This window comes from Hydrocarboniphaga sp. (genome assembly GCF_965279055.1).
Taxonomy (GTDB): domain Bacteria; phylum Pseudomonadota; class Gammaproteobacteria; order Nevskiales; family Nevskiaceae; genus Hydrocarboniphaga.
The window spans coordinates 2,432,772-2,448,800 of sequence record NZ_OZ257125.1; the positions used below are offsets into that span (position 1 = coordinate 2,432,772).

Genomic DNA, 16,029 nt, shown 5'->3' on the forward strand with positions numbered 1-16,029 from the left:
TCAGGCCGGCCGGAACAGCCCGGCCGCGAACAGGTCGCGGCATTCGTTGAGGTCGACGTCGAAGCCGCACATCTGGGTGTCGGGCCGCTGGTGCAGATCCCATTGCCGCGAGTCCAGATAGGCCTTGTAGCGGCCCCAGCCCCAGCCGCTGGAACCGGGCAGCCAGGCGTAGGCGATCAGCTTGCGCTTCTGCAGTTCCTGCAGCACCAGGGCCGAGCCATAGGCGCCGACGCGATACGGCGACTTGAGTTGCTCGAAAGCGGTGAGCACGCCTTCGAAGTACGGCAGCACCGCGGCGTTGAAGTCCTTGATCGACGCATCGAAATCGACGCCGAAATAGATCGCCGATCCGCCGGGCTGGCCGAGTTCGCTGGCGCGTGCATGCGCATCGCCGGCCTGTTTGACCCCGGCGTCGCGGCTGAAATCGGCGACACTGTTGTTGCGCCGCTGCATGATCGCGCCGCATAGCAGGCCGGCGTCGCGCGCCAGCGCCAGTTCCGCCGTCGTCCAGTTCTTGTCGACGTTGGCCGTGCCCGGATAGAGGTATTTCAGCACGAAGCGCTGCTGCTGCTGCGCCAGACAGGCGATCCTGCCGGCGTCCAGCCGCACTACGGTGTCGACACCGCTGCCGCTGACCGGCGCCGGCGGCGCGCTCTTCTTCGCGGTCTCGGCGGTCGCTGCCAACGGCAGGCTGGTCTTGGCCGCGCCGTCGACGGTGTTGCGGATCAGTGCAATGTAGCGCAGCGGATCGTGGGCCGGAGCCGCCAGCAAGTGGTTCGCGTCCAGCGCCAGCTTCGAATAACCGACCGAGTCGGACTCGTTGCCGCCGACCACCACGATGTATTGCTGCGCCGGATTGACTTCGACCACCAGCGCCCCATGCGCCGGAAAGTAGGTCGGCAGGCTGCCCAGCTGCACCTTGCCGCCGCCGCGATTGCTGCAGACGATATCGCCGACCACCGGCGCCAGCTCATTTGGCGCGTAGGCAAAGAAGCTCGCGGTCTTGACGTTGTCGCGCCGGTTCTGAGCGGCCCAGCGGATGTAGCCGGCATGCGATTCCGTCGGCGGAAAACCCAGCGCCGCGCCGCCGGCTGTGCGCACCAGGTAGCCGATGAAAGCCGCCGACCACGCGATGCGCTCGCCGTGCTCGTCCTTGGTCCGTCCGTCGTAGTTGCGGCCGATCTTTTTCCAGTACGCGCCGATGCGCTTGTACTGCGGATCGTCGTATTCCTTTTTCACGCCCTTCTCGAAATAGTCGCGCTCGGCCAGCGCCAGGGCAACGATGTCGGCATTGAATGTCATGCGGCTCTCCCCAATAAAAGGAAACTGAGTGCCAGTCTGGCGAACGCGGGGGTTTGTGCTTGTGATCGCCGTCAAGCTTGCGCTGCGTCCCTCGATACGCCGCTGCGCGGCTACTCGGGACGAACGGACCTTTGTTGGGGCACAAAAGCAAAACGCCGTTCCTCCCGAGTAGCGCCGAAGGCGCGTATCGAGGGACCGAACCGCGTCGGCTCCCTCGATACGCCGGGCGAGCCCGGCTACTCGGGACGAACGGAAAGTGGTTGGAACATTGAACGGAGAAAAATCGCCGCCATCTATCACTCCAAGCGCAAGCCGAGGACGACGATGGGACGCAAAGAAACCTTGTGGATGTGGGCCGAGACCCGCGAGATGCTGGATCGCGCCGATCGTCTGCAGCGGCAGTTCTTTCATCCGGCACGCAGCTCTGCCCGGCCGGGCTGGGAACCGCCGGTGGACGTGTTCGAAACCGGCGATGCGCTGTGGGTGATCGTCGCGCTACCCGGTGTCGCACCCGACGACGTCGAGCTGATCATCGACGGCAACACCCTGATCGTCAGCGGCACGCGCTCGCTGCCACGCGAACTGCGCGGCGCCGCGATCCATCGCCTGGAACTGCCGGCCGGCCGCTTCGAGCGACGCATTGCGCTGCAGGGCCGCTTCGAGCTGCTCGAACGCCGGCTCGAAAACGGTTGTTTGACGCTCGGCCTGCACAAGCGCTGAGCCAGAAGATTCTCTACGAAATCTCATTAGGACTTTCGACAATGAACGAAACCCTGCAGTCACCGAGCAACGCCAATCGCGGCCCGCTCAATGCGGAAAGCGCCACCGCGTCCTCGAACAACAGCGGCAGCCAGCGCGCAGCGAATCCGCCGCACACCGAGCTACCGGACGACGCGATCATCCTGCTGCCGGTGCGCAACATGGTGCTGTTTCCGGGCATGGTGCTGCCGCTGGCGCTGGGCCGCGACTGGGCCGTCGCCGCCGCACAGGAGGCCGCGCGCACCCAGCGCCCGGTCGGCGTGCTGCTGCAAAAAGACCCACAGACGGATGCGCCCGGCGACGATGAGCTGTACAGGGTCGGCACGGTCGCGACGATCCTGCGCCTGGTCACGGCGCGCGACGGAAAGCATCACTTGGTGCTGCAGGGCGAGCAGCGCTTTCGCGTGGTCGAGTTCCTCAAGGATCTGCCGTTCGCTGCAGCGCGTATCGAGCGCATTCCGGATCTGAACATCAGCAGCACCGAAATCGAGGCGCAATTCCACACGCTCAAGCAGCGCGCGCTGGAAGCGATCCAGCTGCTGCCGGACGCGGCCGCCGAAATGCTGCCCGCGGTGCAGGCGATCGAATCGCCGGGGCAGCTCGCCGATTTCGTGGCCGGCTATCTCGATATCAAGCCGGCCGAGAAGCAGGAGTACCTGGAGACCTTCGACATCCTCAAGCGGCTGCAGAAGCTGCAGTGGCTGCTCGCGCATCGGGTCGAAGTGCTGCGGCTGTCGCGCGACATCGGCCAGCAGACCAAGGACACGATGGAGAAGCGCCAGCGCGAGTTCATGCTGCGCGAACAGCTCAAGACCATCCAGAAGGAGCTCGGCGACGACGATGACGACAACGGCGCCGCCGATCTCGAACATCTGGCGCAGGCGATCAGCGATGCCGGCATGCCGGAAGACGTCGAGAAGCAGGCACGCAAGGAGTTGAAGCGCCTGCGCGGCATGGGTAACGGCGGCGGCGGTGAAGCGTCGATGCTGCGCACTTATCTGGACACCCTGGTCGAACTGCCGTGGAGCAAGCTCGGCGGCCACGGCGTGGACGTGACCAAGGCGCGCGAGATCCTCGACGGCGATCACTTCGGCCTGGCCAAGATCAAGCGCCGCATTCTGGAATTTCTGGCAGTGCAGAAGCTCAACCCGCAAGGCCGCAGCCCGATCCTGTGCTTCGTCGGCCCGCCCGGCGTCGGCAAGACCTCGCTCGGCCAGAGCATCGCCAAGGCCACCGGCCGCGCGTTCCAGCGCGTCAGCCTCGGCGGCACGCATGACGAGGCCGAGATCCGCGGCCATCGCCGCACCTACATGGGCTCGCTGCCGGGCAACATCATCCAGGCGCTGCGCAAGGCCGGCACGCGCGATCCGGTGATCATGCTCGACGAAATCGACAAGCTCGGCGCCGGCGGCTTTCACGGCGACCCGTCGTCGGCGCTGCTCGAAGTGCTCGATCCGGAGCAGAACGGCACGTTCCGCGACAATTACCTGGGCCTGCCTTTCGACCTGTCCAAGGTGATGTTCATCGCCACTGCGAACCAGCTCGACACGATCCCGGGCCCGCTGCGCGACCGCATGGAGATCATCCAGCTCAGCGGCTATACCGCGGCCGAGAAGTTGCAGATCGCCCGGCGCTATCTGATCGAGCGTCAGCGCAAGGCCAACGGACTGCTGGCCGAACAGGCACAGGTCACCGAGGCCGCGCTGACCGAGATCGTCGAGCACTACACGCGCGAATCCGGCGTGCGCAGCCTCGAGCGCGAGATCGGCACGGTGTTCCGCAGCGCGGCGATGAAGATCGCCGAAGGCACGGCCGAGAACGTGACGATCGATCGGGAGCAGCTGCACGAGATTCTCGGCCAGCCTCACTACGAGAACGAAGTCGCGCAGCGCACCAGCGTGCCCGGCGTCGCCACCGGCCTGGCCTGGACGCCGGTCGGCGGCGACATTCTGTTCATCGAAGCCAGCCGCGTGCCCGGCAGCGGTCATCTGCAGCTGACCGGCCAGCTCGGCGACGTGATGAAGGAAAGCGCGCAGGCGGCCTGGACCCTGGTCAAATCGCGCCATGCCGAACTCGGCCTGGACATCGACCGGCTCGCCAAGTCCGACATCCACGTGCACGTGCCGGCCGGCGCGACACCGAAAGACGGCCCGTCCGCTGGTGTCGCGATGTTCACCGCGCTGGCCTCGCTGCTGATGGACCGCAACGTGCGCGCCGATGTCGCGATGACCGGCGAAATCAGCCTGCGCGGCCTGGTGTTGCCGGTCGGCGGCATCAAGGAGAAAGTCATCGCCGCGCACCGCGCCGGTATCCGCAAGGTGCTGCTGCCGGCGCGCAACAAGCGCGATCTCGACGACATTCCGCCGGACGTGCGCGAAGCGCTGGAATTTGTCTGGCTGGATACGGTCGATCAGGCGGTGGTCAACGCCATCGAAGCCCGGCAACCGCAGACCGCATGAGCGCGCGGACCCGTGCCGTCAGGATCGCACTCGGCGACGGCGAGTCCGCACCGATGAGCAAGGGCTAACGCGGCCCGACACTGGAGTGCTCTCCGCTGTCGGGCCTGTTGGCTCATGATCCGCTATCTTTGGCGCCTGCGGCATTCCGGAACGACCCTTCAAGAGACTTTCCCGATGAGCGACGACAAGCACGCCAACCTCGAACTGCTGGACGGCCCCGGCAAGCTGCCCCAGCTGAAGCGGGCCTTCAACCAGACCAACGATGCGCTCACCGCGATCCGCGTCGAAGCCGGCGAATACGCGCGCCGCGAACTGGACCTGGCGCGCCAGCGCATCGCCGCCGAGGTGCTGGAGCGCTATGGCCGCCAGGAACAGGCGCTGGGCGCCGACCTGCTGGCGATCGAAACCGCACTGGAAGACGAAAAGGACGCGCTGGCGCGCGCCGGCATCCCTAGCTCGCCGCGCTTCGCCAATTCGCCGGAGCCGCCCGCAGTCGGCAGCGTGATGATCGAGGACGAGGAGGCGATCAGCCGTCTCAAGCGCGCGCCGCGCCGCGCGCGCGTCGAGATCGTCAACCGCGACACCTTCGACGAGGCCAGCAACAAACTGCGCTCCGGCCTCGGCGACATCGTGCTGCGCATCATGCGCCCCGACGGCACGCTGACCAGCGAATACGCGCCGATGGATCGCTATCGCTGGAAGCCGGAGGCCTGATTCGCGCGAGCAGCCGGCTTCCGCCGGAGTATTGAGGGACGCGGTGGATCAGGCCGCCTTGTCGATCACCAGCAAAGTCGAACTCGCGGTCGCCAGCAGCTTGCCCTTGGCGTCGACCAGCCTGGCCTCGGCAAAGGCGACGCGGCGGCCCACGGAGATCACGCTGCCTTCGGCCCTCACCAGGCCGGTGTCGGCGCTCATGCCGCGCAGATACGAAATCTTCAGCTCCAAAGTCGTATACGCCTGCGTCGCCGACAGCCGCGTATGCACCGCGCAGCCACAGGCCGAATCGAGCAGCGTCGCGGCATAGCCGCCATGGATCGAGCCGATCGGATTGTAGGCATGCGGCCCCGGCGTGCCGACAAATGCGACGCGTCCGTCTTCGACTTCGAGCAGCTCGAACTGCAAGGTCTCCATGATCGGTGGCCTGCCGCCACTGGCCTGCAGCGCGCGCATCTGCTCGATGCCGCTGAGTCCGGCGTAACGGTCGTGTACGTTCATATGCCTGATCCATCCTCGATGATTCGGCCGACTCTAATATGACAATCGTCATCTTTCAACGCCGGCATTCAGCTCGCGCCCGCCAATCCGCTGCTAAATTGCAAGCCTGTACCAACCAGGGCCGACGATGAAACGATTCCAACTCGCGGCGGTGGCGATCTTCGTGCTCGGCGCACTCAGTGCCTGCGACAGACAAACGCCGAGCAGCGACGCAGCCGCCACGGCGGCCGTCGCCGCAGACTCGGTGCCCGAAGCCTGGATGGGCCGCTGGACCGGCCCCGAGGGCACGCTGCTGGATCTGTCCAGGAGCAGCGGCGTCTACAGCGTGAAGGTCACCTCGCTCGACGGCCCCGCCACCTACGAGGGCAAGGGCGTCGGCGATCACATCGAGTTCCAGCGCGACGGCAAGCTGGAGACGATACGTGCGACCAACGGCCAGCAGACCGGAATGAAGTGGCTGGCGGGGAAAACCAACTGCCTGACGATCCGGCAGAGCGAAGGCTTCTGCCGCGACTGAGTTTGCGGCGACACTCGCAGGAGCCGCCCATGGCCGCAACGAGTCTCACCGTTCAGCTACACGGGCGATAAAGATCGAGGCTGACCAGGGTGCCGCGCTGTACGCCGTCGCGGGAAGTACGCCGGCGCCGACGCGCGGCACGCAAGGTCAGCGCTGAGCTTGCGTCGCGATGCTGGCGCCGCCCTGTACCGGCCGCGTCAACGGTGGCTGCATCGCGATGGAAGGCGCCACGACTTCACCAGCGCATCATCGGCAGCGGGCTCAACGGATGGCTCCTCAGCCGCGCCGCGGTCAGCCGCAACAGGCAGCGATGAAAGCCGGCGTTCGGAAACCGGGCTTTCACCTGCCGCCGGAATTCGCGGCTCAAACCGAAGCCGACCACACCGAGGCTGACATCGACCAGGTCGGCCTTGCGAAACACCTCGGCCATATCGCCCGAAGCGCTGCTGCAGCGTCTGATCTTGTGATGTTGCTGGATCATCGCGACGACATCGGCGGACCAGTCTTCGCGGCGCAGCTCGCGCAGATGTTCCCGAGCCAGCCGTTCGGAAGGATCGAGGTAGTCGAAGCTGCCGGTGGTCCAGATGCCGAGATCATGGAAGGCTGCGGCGACGGCCAATTTGTCGACGGTCTGCTCGTCGACGCTCGTGCAGAACGCCATCGCGAAATTGACGACGCGATAGCAGTGGTTGCGATAGCCGGCGAAGTCCGCGCCGAGCACGCCGGCGTGGCGCTGCAGCAGCTCGTCGAGACGATCGATCCGAGTCCTCAACATCGCGCCGCCGCTCATGCCTTGATGAACGCCAGCAGGTCTTCGTTGAAGCGCTCCGGCTGCGTGGTCGGCAGGCCGTGATCACCACCCTTGTAGACTTTCAGCACCGAGCCTTTGACCAGCTTCGACGCCTGGCGCGCCGCGGCGTCGATCGGCACGATCTGGTCGTCGTCGCCGTGGATGAACAAGGTCGGCACGTCGATCTTCTTCAGATCGTCGCTGTAATCGACTTCGGAAAATTCGCGTATGCAATCGAGCTGGCCCTTGATCCCGCCCATCATGCCCTGAAGCCAGAACGATTCACGCACGCCTTCGGAGATCCTGGCGCCGTCACGGTTGTAGCCGTAGAACGGCAGACTCAGGTCCTTGAAGAACTGCGAGCGATTGTCGCTGGTGCCGGCGCGGATGCCGTCGAAGACTTCGATCGGCAGGCCCAGCGGATTCGCCGCGGTCTTCAGCATCAGCGGCGGCACCGCACCGACCAGCACCGCCTTGGCGACGCGCCGCGTGCCGTGGCGGCCGAGATAGCGCGCGACTTCGCCGCCGCCGGTGGAATGGCCGACCATGATCAGGTCTTTCAGCTCCAGCTTCTCGATCAGCGTGGAGAGGTCGTCGGCGTAGGTGTCCATGTCGTTGCCGTTCCAGGTCTGGTCGGAGCGACCGTGGCTGCGGCGATCGTGGGCAATCACGCGAAAACCCTTGTGGCCGAGGAACACCAACTGCGCGTCCCAGGCGTCGGCGCTGAGCGGCCAGCCATGGCTGAACAGCACCGGCTGCCCCCTGCCCCAGTCCTTGTAGAAAATCCGCGTGCCGTCCTTCGCCGTGAAACTGCTCATCGTCTTCCCAGCAGCTGTCGTGGTGTGGGAACAGCTTGGGCTTCGCGAGCCCGCGACGGAATCACTAAACTGGAAAGCCTGCTTTGCAAATCTGCAAAGCGCCCTGCCCGCCCGGGAAGACGCCACCGATGAGCAAGGCCGCGCCGCAACTGGACTGGAACGACATCCCGCTGATGCTGAGCCTGGCACGCACCGGCAGCATGAGCGCGGCCGCGCGCGACCTGGGCGTCGACGTGTCGACGATCAGCCGGCGCGTCGCCGCGGTGGAAGCGGCATTGAACACGCGGCTGTTCATCCGCAGCAATCTCGGCTATCAGGCGACCGACGCCGGTGCGGTGTTCATCGCCCGCGCCGAACAGATCGTTGGCGACATGCAGGCACTGCAACTGGAGACGCGCGCGGAGGCCGAAGGCATCGGCGGCACGGTGCGCCTGACCGCGGTCAACGCGCTGTTCGATCATTGGCTGATGGCCCATCTGCCGTCGCTGTTGCAACAGCACCCGCAGTTGCAGATCAAGTTGATCAGCAGCGACAGCAATCTGTCTTTCACTCGCCGCGAAGCCGACTTTGCACTGCGCCTGGCTCAGCCGACGCAGGACGCGGCGCTGCTGATGCGCAAGCTTGGAGAAGTCGGCATGGCGGTCTACGCCAGCCAGCGCTTCGCCGGCGTGTCATGCGAACACTGGAGTGCGCAGCCCTGGCTCGCCTACGACGACGAGCTGGCCACGATGCCCGAGATGCAGTGGCTGGCGCAGCTGCAGCCGGCACCGCGACAGGTGCTGAAAGCCAGCAATGTCGGCACACTGCTGCGTGCCTGCGAAGCCGGCCTCGGCCTGGCGCTGCTGCCTTGCATCATCGGCGAAAAGCACGGCCTCAAACGGCTGTCGGCTGCACCGGAACTGCACCGCGAGTTGTGGCTGCTGAGCCACCGCGACGCGGCCAAAATCCGGCGCTTTCGCGCGGTCGGCGACTGGCTGGTAGAAGCCTTCGAAATGGACTCGCGCCGGCTGAGAGGCTGAGCGTGGTCGCGGGCGAGCCCGCGCGTCAATCCCAGTCCGGCACCAAGCGCGCCGGAGCCGCCAGGCGGCGGCCACGGTCCAGCGTCGCGATATGCGCGATGTCGTCGGCACTGAGCTTGAGCTGCTGCGCCTGCAGGTTGCTCTGCAGATTCTCGCGGCGCGTCGACGACGGAATTATCGAATAGCCCAGCTGCAGGGCCCAGGCCAGCGCCACCTGTGCCGGCGTTGCGCCGCGTTCATTGGCGATCCTGATGATCACCGGATCCTTCAGCACTTCGCCGTAGGCCAGCGTCATGTAGGAAGTCAGATGCACGCCGTTGCGGCGCGACCAGTCGGCGAGCTTGCGGTTCTGCAGATAGGGATGCAGCTCGACCTGGTTGGTCGCTATTGCACCGGCGCCGACCGCGGCGACGGCCTGCTTGGTCAGGTCGATGGTGAAATTGGAAACGCCGATGTGCTTCGTCAGCCCCTGCGCCTTGGCCTCGGCCAGCGCGCCCATGAACTCGGGCAGCGGTACCGCGCCGCCCGGCGACGGCCAGTGGATCAGGCACAGATCGACGTGATCCGTGCGTAGTTTTTCCAGGCTGGTTTTCAGACTGGGGATCAGCTTGTCGCGCGCAAAGTTGTCGACCCAGATCTTGGTGGTCAGGAACAGCTCGCTGCGCGGCACGCCGCTGTCGGCGATCGCCTTGCCGACCTCGGCCTCGTTGTCGTAAATCTGCGCGGTATCGATCGCGCGATAACCCAGCTCCAGCGCGTTGCTCACCGAGTCGATCACGACCTGGTCCTTGAGCCGGAAAGTGCCGATACCGAATGCGGGAATGCTCATCTGCTGCTCCATTTTCTAGCGGTTGGCGTGAACTCGCGGCAATACGTATCGGCGGATCGCGCTGGCCACGCCATCGTCGACGTTGCTGTCGGTGACGAACGCCGCCCTGGCTTTCACCGCGTCGCTGGCCTGGCCCATCGCGATCGCCAGGCCCGCCTTCTCGAACATCGGCAGATCGTTGTCGGCGTCGCCGATCACGGCGACGCGCTCCAGTGGCACGCCGTAGCGTTCGGCCAGCGCGGTGACGGCGTAGCCCTTGGTCGCCTGCAGCGCGGTGACGTCGATGTAATAGGCCTGCGAGCGCAGCGCGCGTGCCTGGCCGTCGACCGCGGCGGCCAGCTGCTTTTCGATCTGCGCCAGGCGCGGATGATCCGAGCTCGCGGCGACGATCTTGTCGATACGGTCCAGAAAAGGCTCGTAGCTTTCGACCACCACCGGCTCGGACGCGATCGTGCGGCGCTCGCGCGGCACGTATTCGCCATTGACGTCGAGCACCATCCAGTCGTCGTCGGCATAGACCCAGGTTTCGATCTGGTAGCCGAGCAGCATGTCCAGCGCGGTTTTCGCCGCAGCCTTCGTCAGCCGGTTGGCGAGCGCGATGCTGCCGTCCGCATTGACGATACTGCCGCCGTTGAATGCGGCGAAAGGCTGGTCGATACCCAGCATGCGCCGCGGATACAGCATGCCGCGCGGCGGCCGGCTGCTGACGATGGTGAACGGCACGCCGGCCGCACGCAGTTCCTGCACCGCGGCGATGGTCGCCTCGCCGACCGTCTTGTCGGCGTGCACCAGGGTGCCGTCGACATCGGAAATCATCAGCTCGATGGGCGGCAGTGCGCTGCTCATGCGGCCTCGTCGCCGAGCACATGCCAACGCCGGCCATCGCGCGCGAGCAGTTCGTCTGCAGATTGAGGGCCGGCGCTGCCGGCGGCGTAGCGCTGCACCTCGCCCTGGCCTTTTTTCCATGCATCGAGAAAAGGCTGCACCGCGCGCCAGCCGGATTCGATCGCATCGGCTCGCTGGAACAGGGTCTGGTCGCCGATCAGGCAGTCATAGACCAGGGTTTCATAGCCGGTCGAGGGCTGTAGTTCGAACGCGTCGGCGTAGGCGAAACCCATGTCGACGTCGGCGAGCTCGACCACCGGCCCCGGGCGCTTGGCATGGAAATCCAGCCACAGTCCCTCGTTCGGCTGGATCTGCATCACCAGGTAGTTCGGCTTGAGCTCGCCGATCTTGGTGCCGCGGAACTGCGCATACGGCGCCGGCTTGAAGCAGACCGCGATCTCGGTATCGCGCGCGCTCAGGCGCTTGCCGGTGCGCAGATAGAACGGCACGCCGACCCAGCGCCAGTTGTCGATCATCAGTTTCAGCGCGACGTAGGTTTCGGTGTCGCTGTCGGGCGCGACCTTCGCTTCCTTGCGATACGCCGCCAGCCTCGCTCCGGCGACGGTGGCGGCGCCGTACTGGCCGCGCACGCCATTGCTCCGAGCCTCTTCAGCCGTGGTCGGACGGATCGCACCGAGCAGCTTGGCTTTCTCGTCGCGCACCGCGTCGGCCGCGAAAGCCGACGGCGGCTCCATCGCGACCATCGCCAGCAACTGCATCAGGTGATTCGGCACCATGTCGCGCAGCGCCCCGGTGCCTTCGTAGAACGAGCCGCGCTGCTCGACGCCGACGGTCTCGGCCGCGGTGATCTGGATGTGATCGATGTAGTGATGGTTCCAGATCGCCTCGAAGAAACCATTGGCAAAGCGGCTGACCAGGATGTTCTGCACCGTTTCCTTGCCGAGGAAATGGTCCATGCGATAGACCTGCTTCTCCGCCATGACCTCGAGGATGCGCGCGTTGAGTTCCTGCGCGGATTTCAGGTCGGAGCCGAAGGGTTTTTCGATGATCACACGGCGGAAAGTAGCCCGGGTCTCAAGCAGCAGCTGCGCCTTGCCGAGGTGCTCGACGATGTCACCGAAGAAGCGCGGCGCCGTCGCCAGATAGAACACCGCGTTGCCGTTGACGCCGTCGCCGATCCGCTCGGCGATCGCGGCGTAAGTCGCGTCGTCGAGGAAATCGCCCTGTATGTAGGAGATGCGCTTGGCGATCTTCGCCCACAACTTGGTATCGAGCTTCTGATTCTTGACTTCGTCGCGGATGAAATCGCGCAGGCTATTGGCGTATTCGCGATCGCTGCGCGCATTGTGATCGACGCCGACGATGCGCAGGCCGTCGTCGATCAGTCCGTCGCGGCGCAGGTTGCACAGCGCCGGCATCAGCAGGCGCCTGACCAGATCGCCTGCGGCGCCGAACAGGAACAGCGTCGCCGCTGGGGCGACCGGCGCCACTTTCAGATCGGGTCTGGCTTTCCGCTTCGGCGCTTTTTTGCCGCTCGCGCCATCCCTGGCCTTGGCCATTACTGCGGAATCTCGACGTGGCCGCCGAAGCCGAAGCGCATCGCCGACAACAGCTTGTCGGCGTAAGTGTGTTGCTCGCGCGAACGGAAGCGCGCAAACAGCGAGGTCGCCAGCACCGGCACCGGTACCGCCTGCTCGACCGCGGCGTCGATGGTCCAGCGGCCTTCGCCGCTGTCGGCGACGTCGCCGCTGTACTTGGACAGTTCGGGATCGCCGGCCAGGGCCAGCGCAGTCAGATCCAGCAGCCACGACGACACCACGCTGCCGCGGCGCCAGACTTCGGCGATGTCGGTCATGTTCAGATCGAAGCGCTGATCTTCCGGCAGCGCCGTCGAATTCTTGTTCTTGAGGATGTCGAAGCCTTCGGCATAGGCCTGCATCAGGCCGTACTCGATGCCGTTGTGCACCATCTTGACGAAGTGCCCGGAGCCGGCCGGGCCGGCGTGGATATAGCCGCGCTCCGCGCGCGCGTTGGCCGTGCCGAGGCCCGGCGTGCGATCGATCGTGCCGATGCCCGGCGCCAATGTGTCGAACAGCGGCTCCAGCCGCTCGAATACCGGCGTGTCGCCGCCGATCATCATGCAGTAGCCGCGCTCCAGGCCCCAGACGCCGCCGGAAGTACCGACGTCGACGTAGTGGATTTTTTTCTCGGCCAGCGCCTTGGCGCGGCGGATGTCGTCCTTGTAGAAGCTGTTGCCGCCGTCGATGATCGCGTCGTCGGCGTCGAGCATCGCCGCGAGTTGGTTGATCGTGTCCTCGGTCGGCGCACCGGCCGGCAGCATCACCCAGATCGCGCGCGGCTTGTCGAGCTTGGCGACGAAATCCTTGAGATCGTCGGCGCCGGTCGCGCCTTCTTTCACCAGGGCCGCGACGGTGTCCTTGCTGCGATCGTAGACGACCGTCGTGTGATCCTTGCGCATCAGGCGCCGGGCGATATTACCGCCCATGCGACCGAGTCCGATGATGCCGAGCTGCATGACTGACTCCTGATTGAAGATGATCCGTTTACAACGTCGCGATCGGTCCCTCGATACGCCGCAAGCGACTACTTGGGAGGAACGGAGTGTGGTTTCAAATCCTGCTCAAACCACCTGCTTTACCGCCGCCGCAATCCGCTCCAGCCCACCGGCGACATCGCCGTCCTTGATATGGATGCGCAGCCAGCGGCGGCCGCGTTCGCGCAGGACGCCGAGATCGCCCTGAGCCTGCGCCAGCAGGACCACGCCGAAGCTGGCCTTGCGATCCGGTATCGCCAGATCCTTCGCCGCGTCAGACGTGATCTGCAGGAACACGCCGCTGTTCGGGCCGCCCTTGTAGGCCTGGCCGGTGGAATGCAGGAACCGCGGGCCGAAGCCGGAGACCGTCGCATTGTGTCTGCTGTCGCGGATCGCGACACGCATGCCCTCGATCAGCGACTCGTGCTCGGGCTTGCGCTCGACATAGGCGAGCAGCGCCGCGTAATCGCCGGCTTTCAAGCGCGCCAGATGCGCGGCGAGCACGCCTTTCAGCGAGCCATCGGCTTTCAGCGCCGTGTCGCCGTAGAAAGCCAGCGCACCGTCTTCGGCCAGCGGCGATTCCGCTGCAAGCTTGCCGCTTTTCTCGTAATCGTCGGTCAGTGCACGCGTCTTGATCTTGCTGGCCTCGACGTCGGGCTGATCGAAAGGATCGATGCCGATCACGGCGCCAGCGATCGCGGTGGCGACTTCCCAGCGCACGAATTCCTGGCCAATCTGCTGGGCGTCGGCCAGCGTGATGGTCACCACCGGATGGCCGGCTTTGGCCAGCGCGGCGACCTTGACGTCGAGATCGGCCGATGCGTCGCCGTCGAGCTTGATATACGCAAACAAGCGATCCGCGCCATAAGCCGAAGGCGCCGCGATCGGCTCGGCCGCGACCGGCACGATGCCCTTGCCGTGCTTGCCGGTGGATTCCGCCAGCAGCTGCTCCAGCCAGTAGCCGATGCTGGACAGCTTCGGCGAGGCGAAGATCGTCAGCTTGTCGCGGCCGGCGACCGCGGCTTCGCCGATCACCGCGCCCAGCTCGACACCGGGATTGATCGCCGGCGGCGCACTCGGGCCGCAGGCACGAACCATGGCCTGGGCGCGCTGATAGAACGCGGCGACGTCGTGACCGGTCACCGCCAGCGGCACCGCACCGAACGCCGACAGCACCGAGTAACGGCCGCCGATCGTCGGATCGCCGCTGAAGATCGCGCGATAGCCGTCGCGTTTTGCGGCGGCTTCGAGCCTGGAGCCGGGATCGGTGATGGCGATGAACTGCCGGCCGGCCTGCCCCTCACCGACCGCCTTGACCACGGCCGCGTGAAAGTAGGCGCGCAAGATTTCCGGCTCCAGCGTCGAGCCGGATTTGCTCGAAACGATGAACAGGGTTTTGCTCAAATCGACACTCGCCTGCACCGCCGCGATCTGCTGCGGATCGGTGGAGTCGAGCACGTGCAGGCGCGGCGAGCCTTTGACCGAGCCCAGCGTCAGCGACAGCACTTCGGGCCCCAGGCTCGATCCGCCCATGCCGAGCAGCACCGCATCCTTGTAACCTTCGGCGGCGATGTCCTTACCGAGCTGGTTCAGCGCATTCGCGTCGACCTGCTTGCCTTCGGCGGCGGCGAGCCAGCCCAGCCATTGGGCTTCGTCGCGGCCGGTCCACAACGAGGCGTCGCCTTGCCACAGACGGCGCGACCACCCGTCCTGGCGCGCCTGAACTAGTCGCGTTTCAATTTTTTTTTTGAGCGGCTCCGGCAGATCGAAGCGGGCGCCGTTCTGGCGTTTGCCGAGAAATGCGGTGCGCTTGGCACCGACGGCGGCCAGCAGCGCGTCGGCGGCATCGGTGAACTGCTTGGCGCCGTCCGGTACCAGGTCGGCCGTAACGCCCGCCAGATCCAGGCCCAGGCGTTCGGCATCGGCCAGTACTTGCTTCGCCGCGTCCAGGTCCTGCGTGATCGTGATCGCCACGGTGCCGTGATCGCGGAACGCGTCCATGGTCTTCGGCGGCATCGTGTTGACGGTGTCCTTGCCGATCAGCGTGTCGACGTACAGCGTGTCCGGATAGTCCGGATTCTTGACGCCGGTGGACGCCCACAGCAGGCGCTGCACTTGCGCGCCTTTCGCGGCCAGCGCCTTCCAGCGCGGCTCGGCGATCAACTGCTCGTAGTACTGGTAGGCGAGCTTGGCGTTGGCGATCGCGACCTTGCCCTTCAGCGACTTCAGCAGCGCCTCGTCGGCACCGGCGCCGGCCTTGAGCCTGGCGTCGATCTTCGCGTCGATCTTGGCGTCGATGCGGCTGACGAAGAAGCTGGCGACGCTGGCGATGCGCTCGACGCTCTTGCCGGCCTTCGCGCGCTCTTCGAGCCCGGCGATGAAGGCTTCGGCGACCGCCTTGTACGAGTCCAGCGAGAACAGCAGGGTCACGTTGATGTTGATGCCGTCGGCGATCGCCTGGCGAATCGCCGGCACACCTTCGGCGGTGCCCGGGATCTTCACCATCAGGTTCGGCCGGTCCACCATCTTCCACAGCCGGCGCGCCTCGGCCAGCGAGCCTTCGGTATCGAACGCCAGGTACGGCGAGACTTCGAGACTGACATAACCGTCGAGCGCCTTCGTCCTGTCGTAGACCGGGCGCAGCGCATCGGCCGCGACGCGGATGTCCTCGATCGCCAGGTGCTCGTAAACATCGACGACCTCGGCGTCGGGGTTCTTGTCGAGGAAGGCCTGGTGGCTTTCGTCGTAGTCGCTGCCCTGGCCCATCGCCTTCTCGAAGATCGACGGGTTGGAGGTGACGCCGCCGAGACCGTCCTCCGCGACCAGTTTCTGCAGGCCTTTCTTGTTGAGGAATTCTCGACTGACGAAATCCAGCCAGGGCGACTGCCCGGCCTCACTGAGCTTTTGCAAATTACTCATGC

The 16,029-nt window shown here is 65.7% G+C and carries 14 protein-coding genes; 5 read left to right on the top strand and 9 right to left on the bottom strand.

Features of this window, described 5'->3' with window-relative positions:
- Positions 1 to 1,302: a DUF2272 domain-containing protein gene (locus ACQZF9_RS10970; protein ID WP_428313266.1), complete on the bottom strand. Its 1,302-nt coding sequence runs from the start codon at positions 1,300 to 1,302 to the stop codon at positions 1 to 3.
- Between the two features lie 324 nt (positions 1,303 to 1,626).
- Between ACQZF9_RS10970 and ACQZF9_RS10975 the strand changes: the two genes are divergently transcribed.
- From ACQZF9_RS10975 to ACQZF9_RS10985, 3 genes are all read left to right on the top strand, one after another.
- Entirely contained in the window at positions 1,627 to 2,022 is a 396-nt protein-coding gene (locus ACQZF9_RS10975) for an Hsp20/alpha crystallin family protein (protein WP_428313267.1), read from the top strand.
- 41 nt (positions 2,023 to 2,063) lie between these two features.
- The gene (lon, locus tag ACQZF9_RS10980; RefSeq protein ID WP_428313268.1) at positions 2,064 to 4,520 is read left to right on the top strand and encodes an endopeptidase La; all 2,457 of its coding nucleotides are present in this window, start codon (positions 2,064 to 2,066) and stop codon (positions 4,518 to 4,520) included.
- 174 nt (positions 4,521 to 4,694) lie between these two features.
- Positions 4,695 to 5,234: a hypothetical protein gene (locus ACQZF9_RS10985; RefSeq protein WP_428313269.1), complete on the top strand. Its 540-nt coding sequence runs from the start codon at positions 4,695 to 4,697 to the stop codon at positions 5,232 to 5,234.
- A gap of 48 nt (positions 5,235 to 5,282) precedes the next feature.
- On the opposite strand, the gene ACQZF9_RS10990 is transcribed toward ACQZF9_RS10985, so the two are convergent.
- Complete coding sequence (locus ACQZF9_RS10990) at positions 5,283 to 5,735, bottom strand: PaaI family thioesterase (RefSeq protein WP_428313270.1); 453 nt, start codon at positions 5,733 to 5,735, stop codon at positions 5,283 to 5,285.
- Positions 5,736 to 5,862: 127 nt separating this feature from the next.
- On the opposite strand from ACQZF9_RS10990, the gene ACQZF9_RS10995 reads away from it, so the two are divergent.
- Positions 5,863 to 6,252, top strand: a complete 390-nt coding sequence (locus ACQZF9_RS10995; protein WP_428313271.1) for a hypothetical protein — start codon at positions 5,863 to 5,865, stop codon at positions 6,250 to 6,252.
- Positions 6,253 to 6,487: 235 nt separating this feature from the next.
- On the opposite strand, the gene ACQZF9_RS11000 is transcribed toward ACQZF9_RS10995, so the two are convergent.
- Complete coding sequence (locus tag ACQZF9_RS11000) at positions 6,488 to 7,027, bottom strand: HD domain-containing protein (RefSeq protein WP_428313272.1); 540 nt, start codon at positions 7,025 to 7,027, stop codon at positions 6,488 to 6,490.
- Between the two features lie 11 nt (positions 7,028 to 7,038).
- On the bottom strand, positions 7,039 to 7,860 hold the full coding sequence (locus tag ACQZF9_RS11005; protein ID WP_428313273.1) for an alpha/beta fold hydrolase: 822 nt from the start codon (positions 7,858 to 7,860) through the stop codon (positions 7,039 to 7,041).
- Between the two features lie 128 nt (positions 7,861 to 7,988).
- Here ACQZF9_RS11005 and ACQZF9_RS11010 point away from each other — a divergent pair, with 128 nt between their 5' ends.
- Positions 7,989 to 8,879 carry a LysR family transcriptional regulator gene (locus tag ACQZF9_RS11010; RefSeq protein ID WP_428313274.1) on the top strand — a complete coding sequence of 297 codons (891 nt, stop codon included), beginning with the start codon at positions 7,989 to 7,991 and terminating at the stop codon, positions 8,877 to 8,879.
- A 25-nt stretch (positions 8,880 to 8,904) separates the two neighbouring features.
- On the opposite strand, the gene dkgB is transcribed toward ACQZF9_RS11010, so the two are convergent.
- The 5 genes from dkgB to ACQZF9_RS11035 all read right to left on the bottom strand — a co-directional run bounded on the left by dkgB (position 8,905) and on the right by ACQZF9_RS11035 (position 16,027).
- A complete protein-coding gene (dkgB, locus tag ACQZF9_RS11015) occupies positions 8,905 to 9,708 on the bottom strand; it encodes a 2,5-didehydrogluconate reductase DkgB (protein ID WP_428313275.1) in 804 nt (267 codons plus the stop codon).
- A gap of 15 nt (positions 9,709 to 9,723) precedes the next feature.
- The gene (locus tag ACQZF9_RS11020) at positions 9,724 to 10,554 is read right to left on the bottom strand and encodes an HAD family hydrolase (RefSeq protein WP_428313276.1); all 831 of its coding nucleotides are present in this window, start codon (positions 10,552 to 10,554) and stop codon (positions 9,724 to 9,726) included.
- The gene (zwf, locus tag ACQZF9_RS11025; protein ID WP_428313277.1) at positions 10,551 to 12,113 is read right to left on the bottom strand and encodes a glucose-6-phosphate dehydrogenase; all 1,563 of its coding nucleotides are present in this window, start codon (positions 12,111 to 12,113) and stop codon (positions 10,551 to 10,553) included. The genes ACQZF9_RS11020 and zwf overlap by 4 nt, the downstream gene beginning before the upstream one ends.
- Positions 12,113 to 13,090, bottom strand: coding sequence for a phosphogluconate dehydrogenase (NAD(+)-dependent, decarboxylating) (gnd, locus tag ACQZF9_RS11030; protein ID WP_428313278.1), 978 nt, complete (start codon positions 13,088 to 13,090; stop codon positions 12,113 to 12,115). The genes zwf and gnd overlap by 1 nt, the downstream gene beginning before the upstream one ends.
- Positions 13,091 to 13,195: 105 nt before the next feature.
- Entirely contained in the window at positions 13,196 to 16,027 is a 2,832-nt protein-coding gene (locus ACQZF9_RS11035) for a bifunctional transaldolase/phosoglucose isomerase (RefSeq protein WP_428313279.1), read from the bottom strand.
- Positions 16,028 to 16,029 lie beyond the last annotated feature (2 nt).

What these genes read in the sequence shown, in the direction of transcription:
- ACQZF9_RS10970 (WP_428313266.1), bottom strand. Translation starts at nt 1,302, where the DNA reads ATGACATTCAATGCCGACATCGTTGCCCTGGCGCTGGCCGAGCGCGAC.
- ACQZF9_RS10975 (WP_428313267.1), top strand. Translation starts at nt 1,627, where the DNA reads ATGGGACGCAAAGAAACCTTGTGGATGTGGGCCGAGACCCGCGAGATG.
- lon (WP_428313268.1), top strand. Translation starts at nt 2,064, where the DNA reads ATGAACGAAACCCTGCAGTCACCGAGCAACGCCAATCGCGGCCCGCTC.
- ACQZF9_RS10985 (WP_428313269.1), top strand. Translation starts at nt 4,695, where the DNA reads ATGAGCGACGACAAGCACGCCAACCTCGAACTGCTGGACGGCCCCGGC.
- ACQZF9_RS10990 (WP_428313270.1), bottom strand. Translation starts at nt 5,735, where the DNA reads ATGAACGTACACGACCGTTACGCCGGACTCAGCGGCATCGAGCAGATG.
- ACQZF9_RS10995 (WP_428313271.1), top strand. Translation starts at nt 5,863, where the DNA reads ATGAAACGATTCCAACTCGCGGCGGTGGCGATCTTCGTGCTCGGCGCA.
- ACQZF9_RS11000 (WP_428313272.1), bottom strand. Translation starts at nt 7,027, where the DNA reads ATGTTGAGGACTCGGATCGATCGTCTCGACGAGCTGCTGCAGCGCCAC.
- ACQZF9_RS11005 (WP_428313273.1), bottom strand. Translation starts at nt 7,860, where the DNA reads ATGAGCAGTTTCACGGCGAAGGACGGCACGCGGATTTTCTACAAGGAC.
- ACQZF9_RS11010 (WP_428313274.1), top strand. Translation starts at nt 7,989, where the DNA reads ATGAGCAAGGCCGCGCCGCAACTGGACTGGAACGACATCCCGCTGATG.
- dkgB (WP_428313275.1), bottom strand. Translation starts at nt 9,708, where the DNA reads ATGAGCATTCCCGCATTCGGTATCGGCACTTTCCGGCTCAAGGACCAG.
- ACQZF9_RS11020 (WP_428313276.1), bottom strand. Translation starts at nt 10,554, where the DNA reads ATGAGCAGCGCACTGCCGCCCATCGAGCTGATGATTTCCGATGTCGAC.
- zwf (WP_428313277.1), bottom strand. Translation starts at nt 12,113, where the DNA reads ATGGCCAAGGCCAGGGATGGCGCGAGCGGCAAAAAAGCGCCGAAGCGG.
- gnd (WP_428313278.1), bottom strand. Translation starts at nt 13,090, where the DNA reads ATGCAGCTCGGCATCATCGGACTCGGTCGCATGGGCGGTAATATCGCC.
- ACQZF9_RS11035 (WP_428313279.1), bottom strand. Translation starts at nt 16,027, where the DNA reads ATGAGTAATTTGCAAAAGCTCAGTGAGGCCGGGCAGTCGCCCTGGCTG.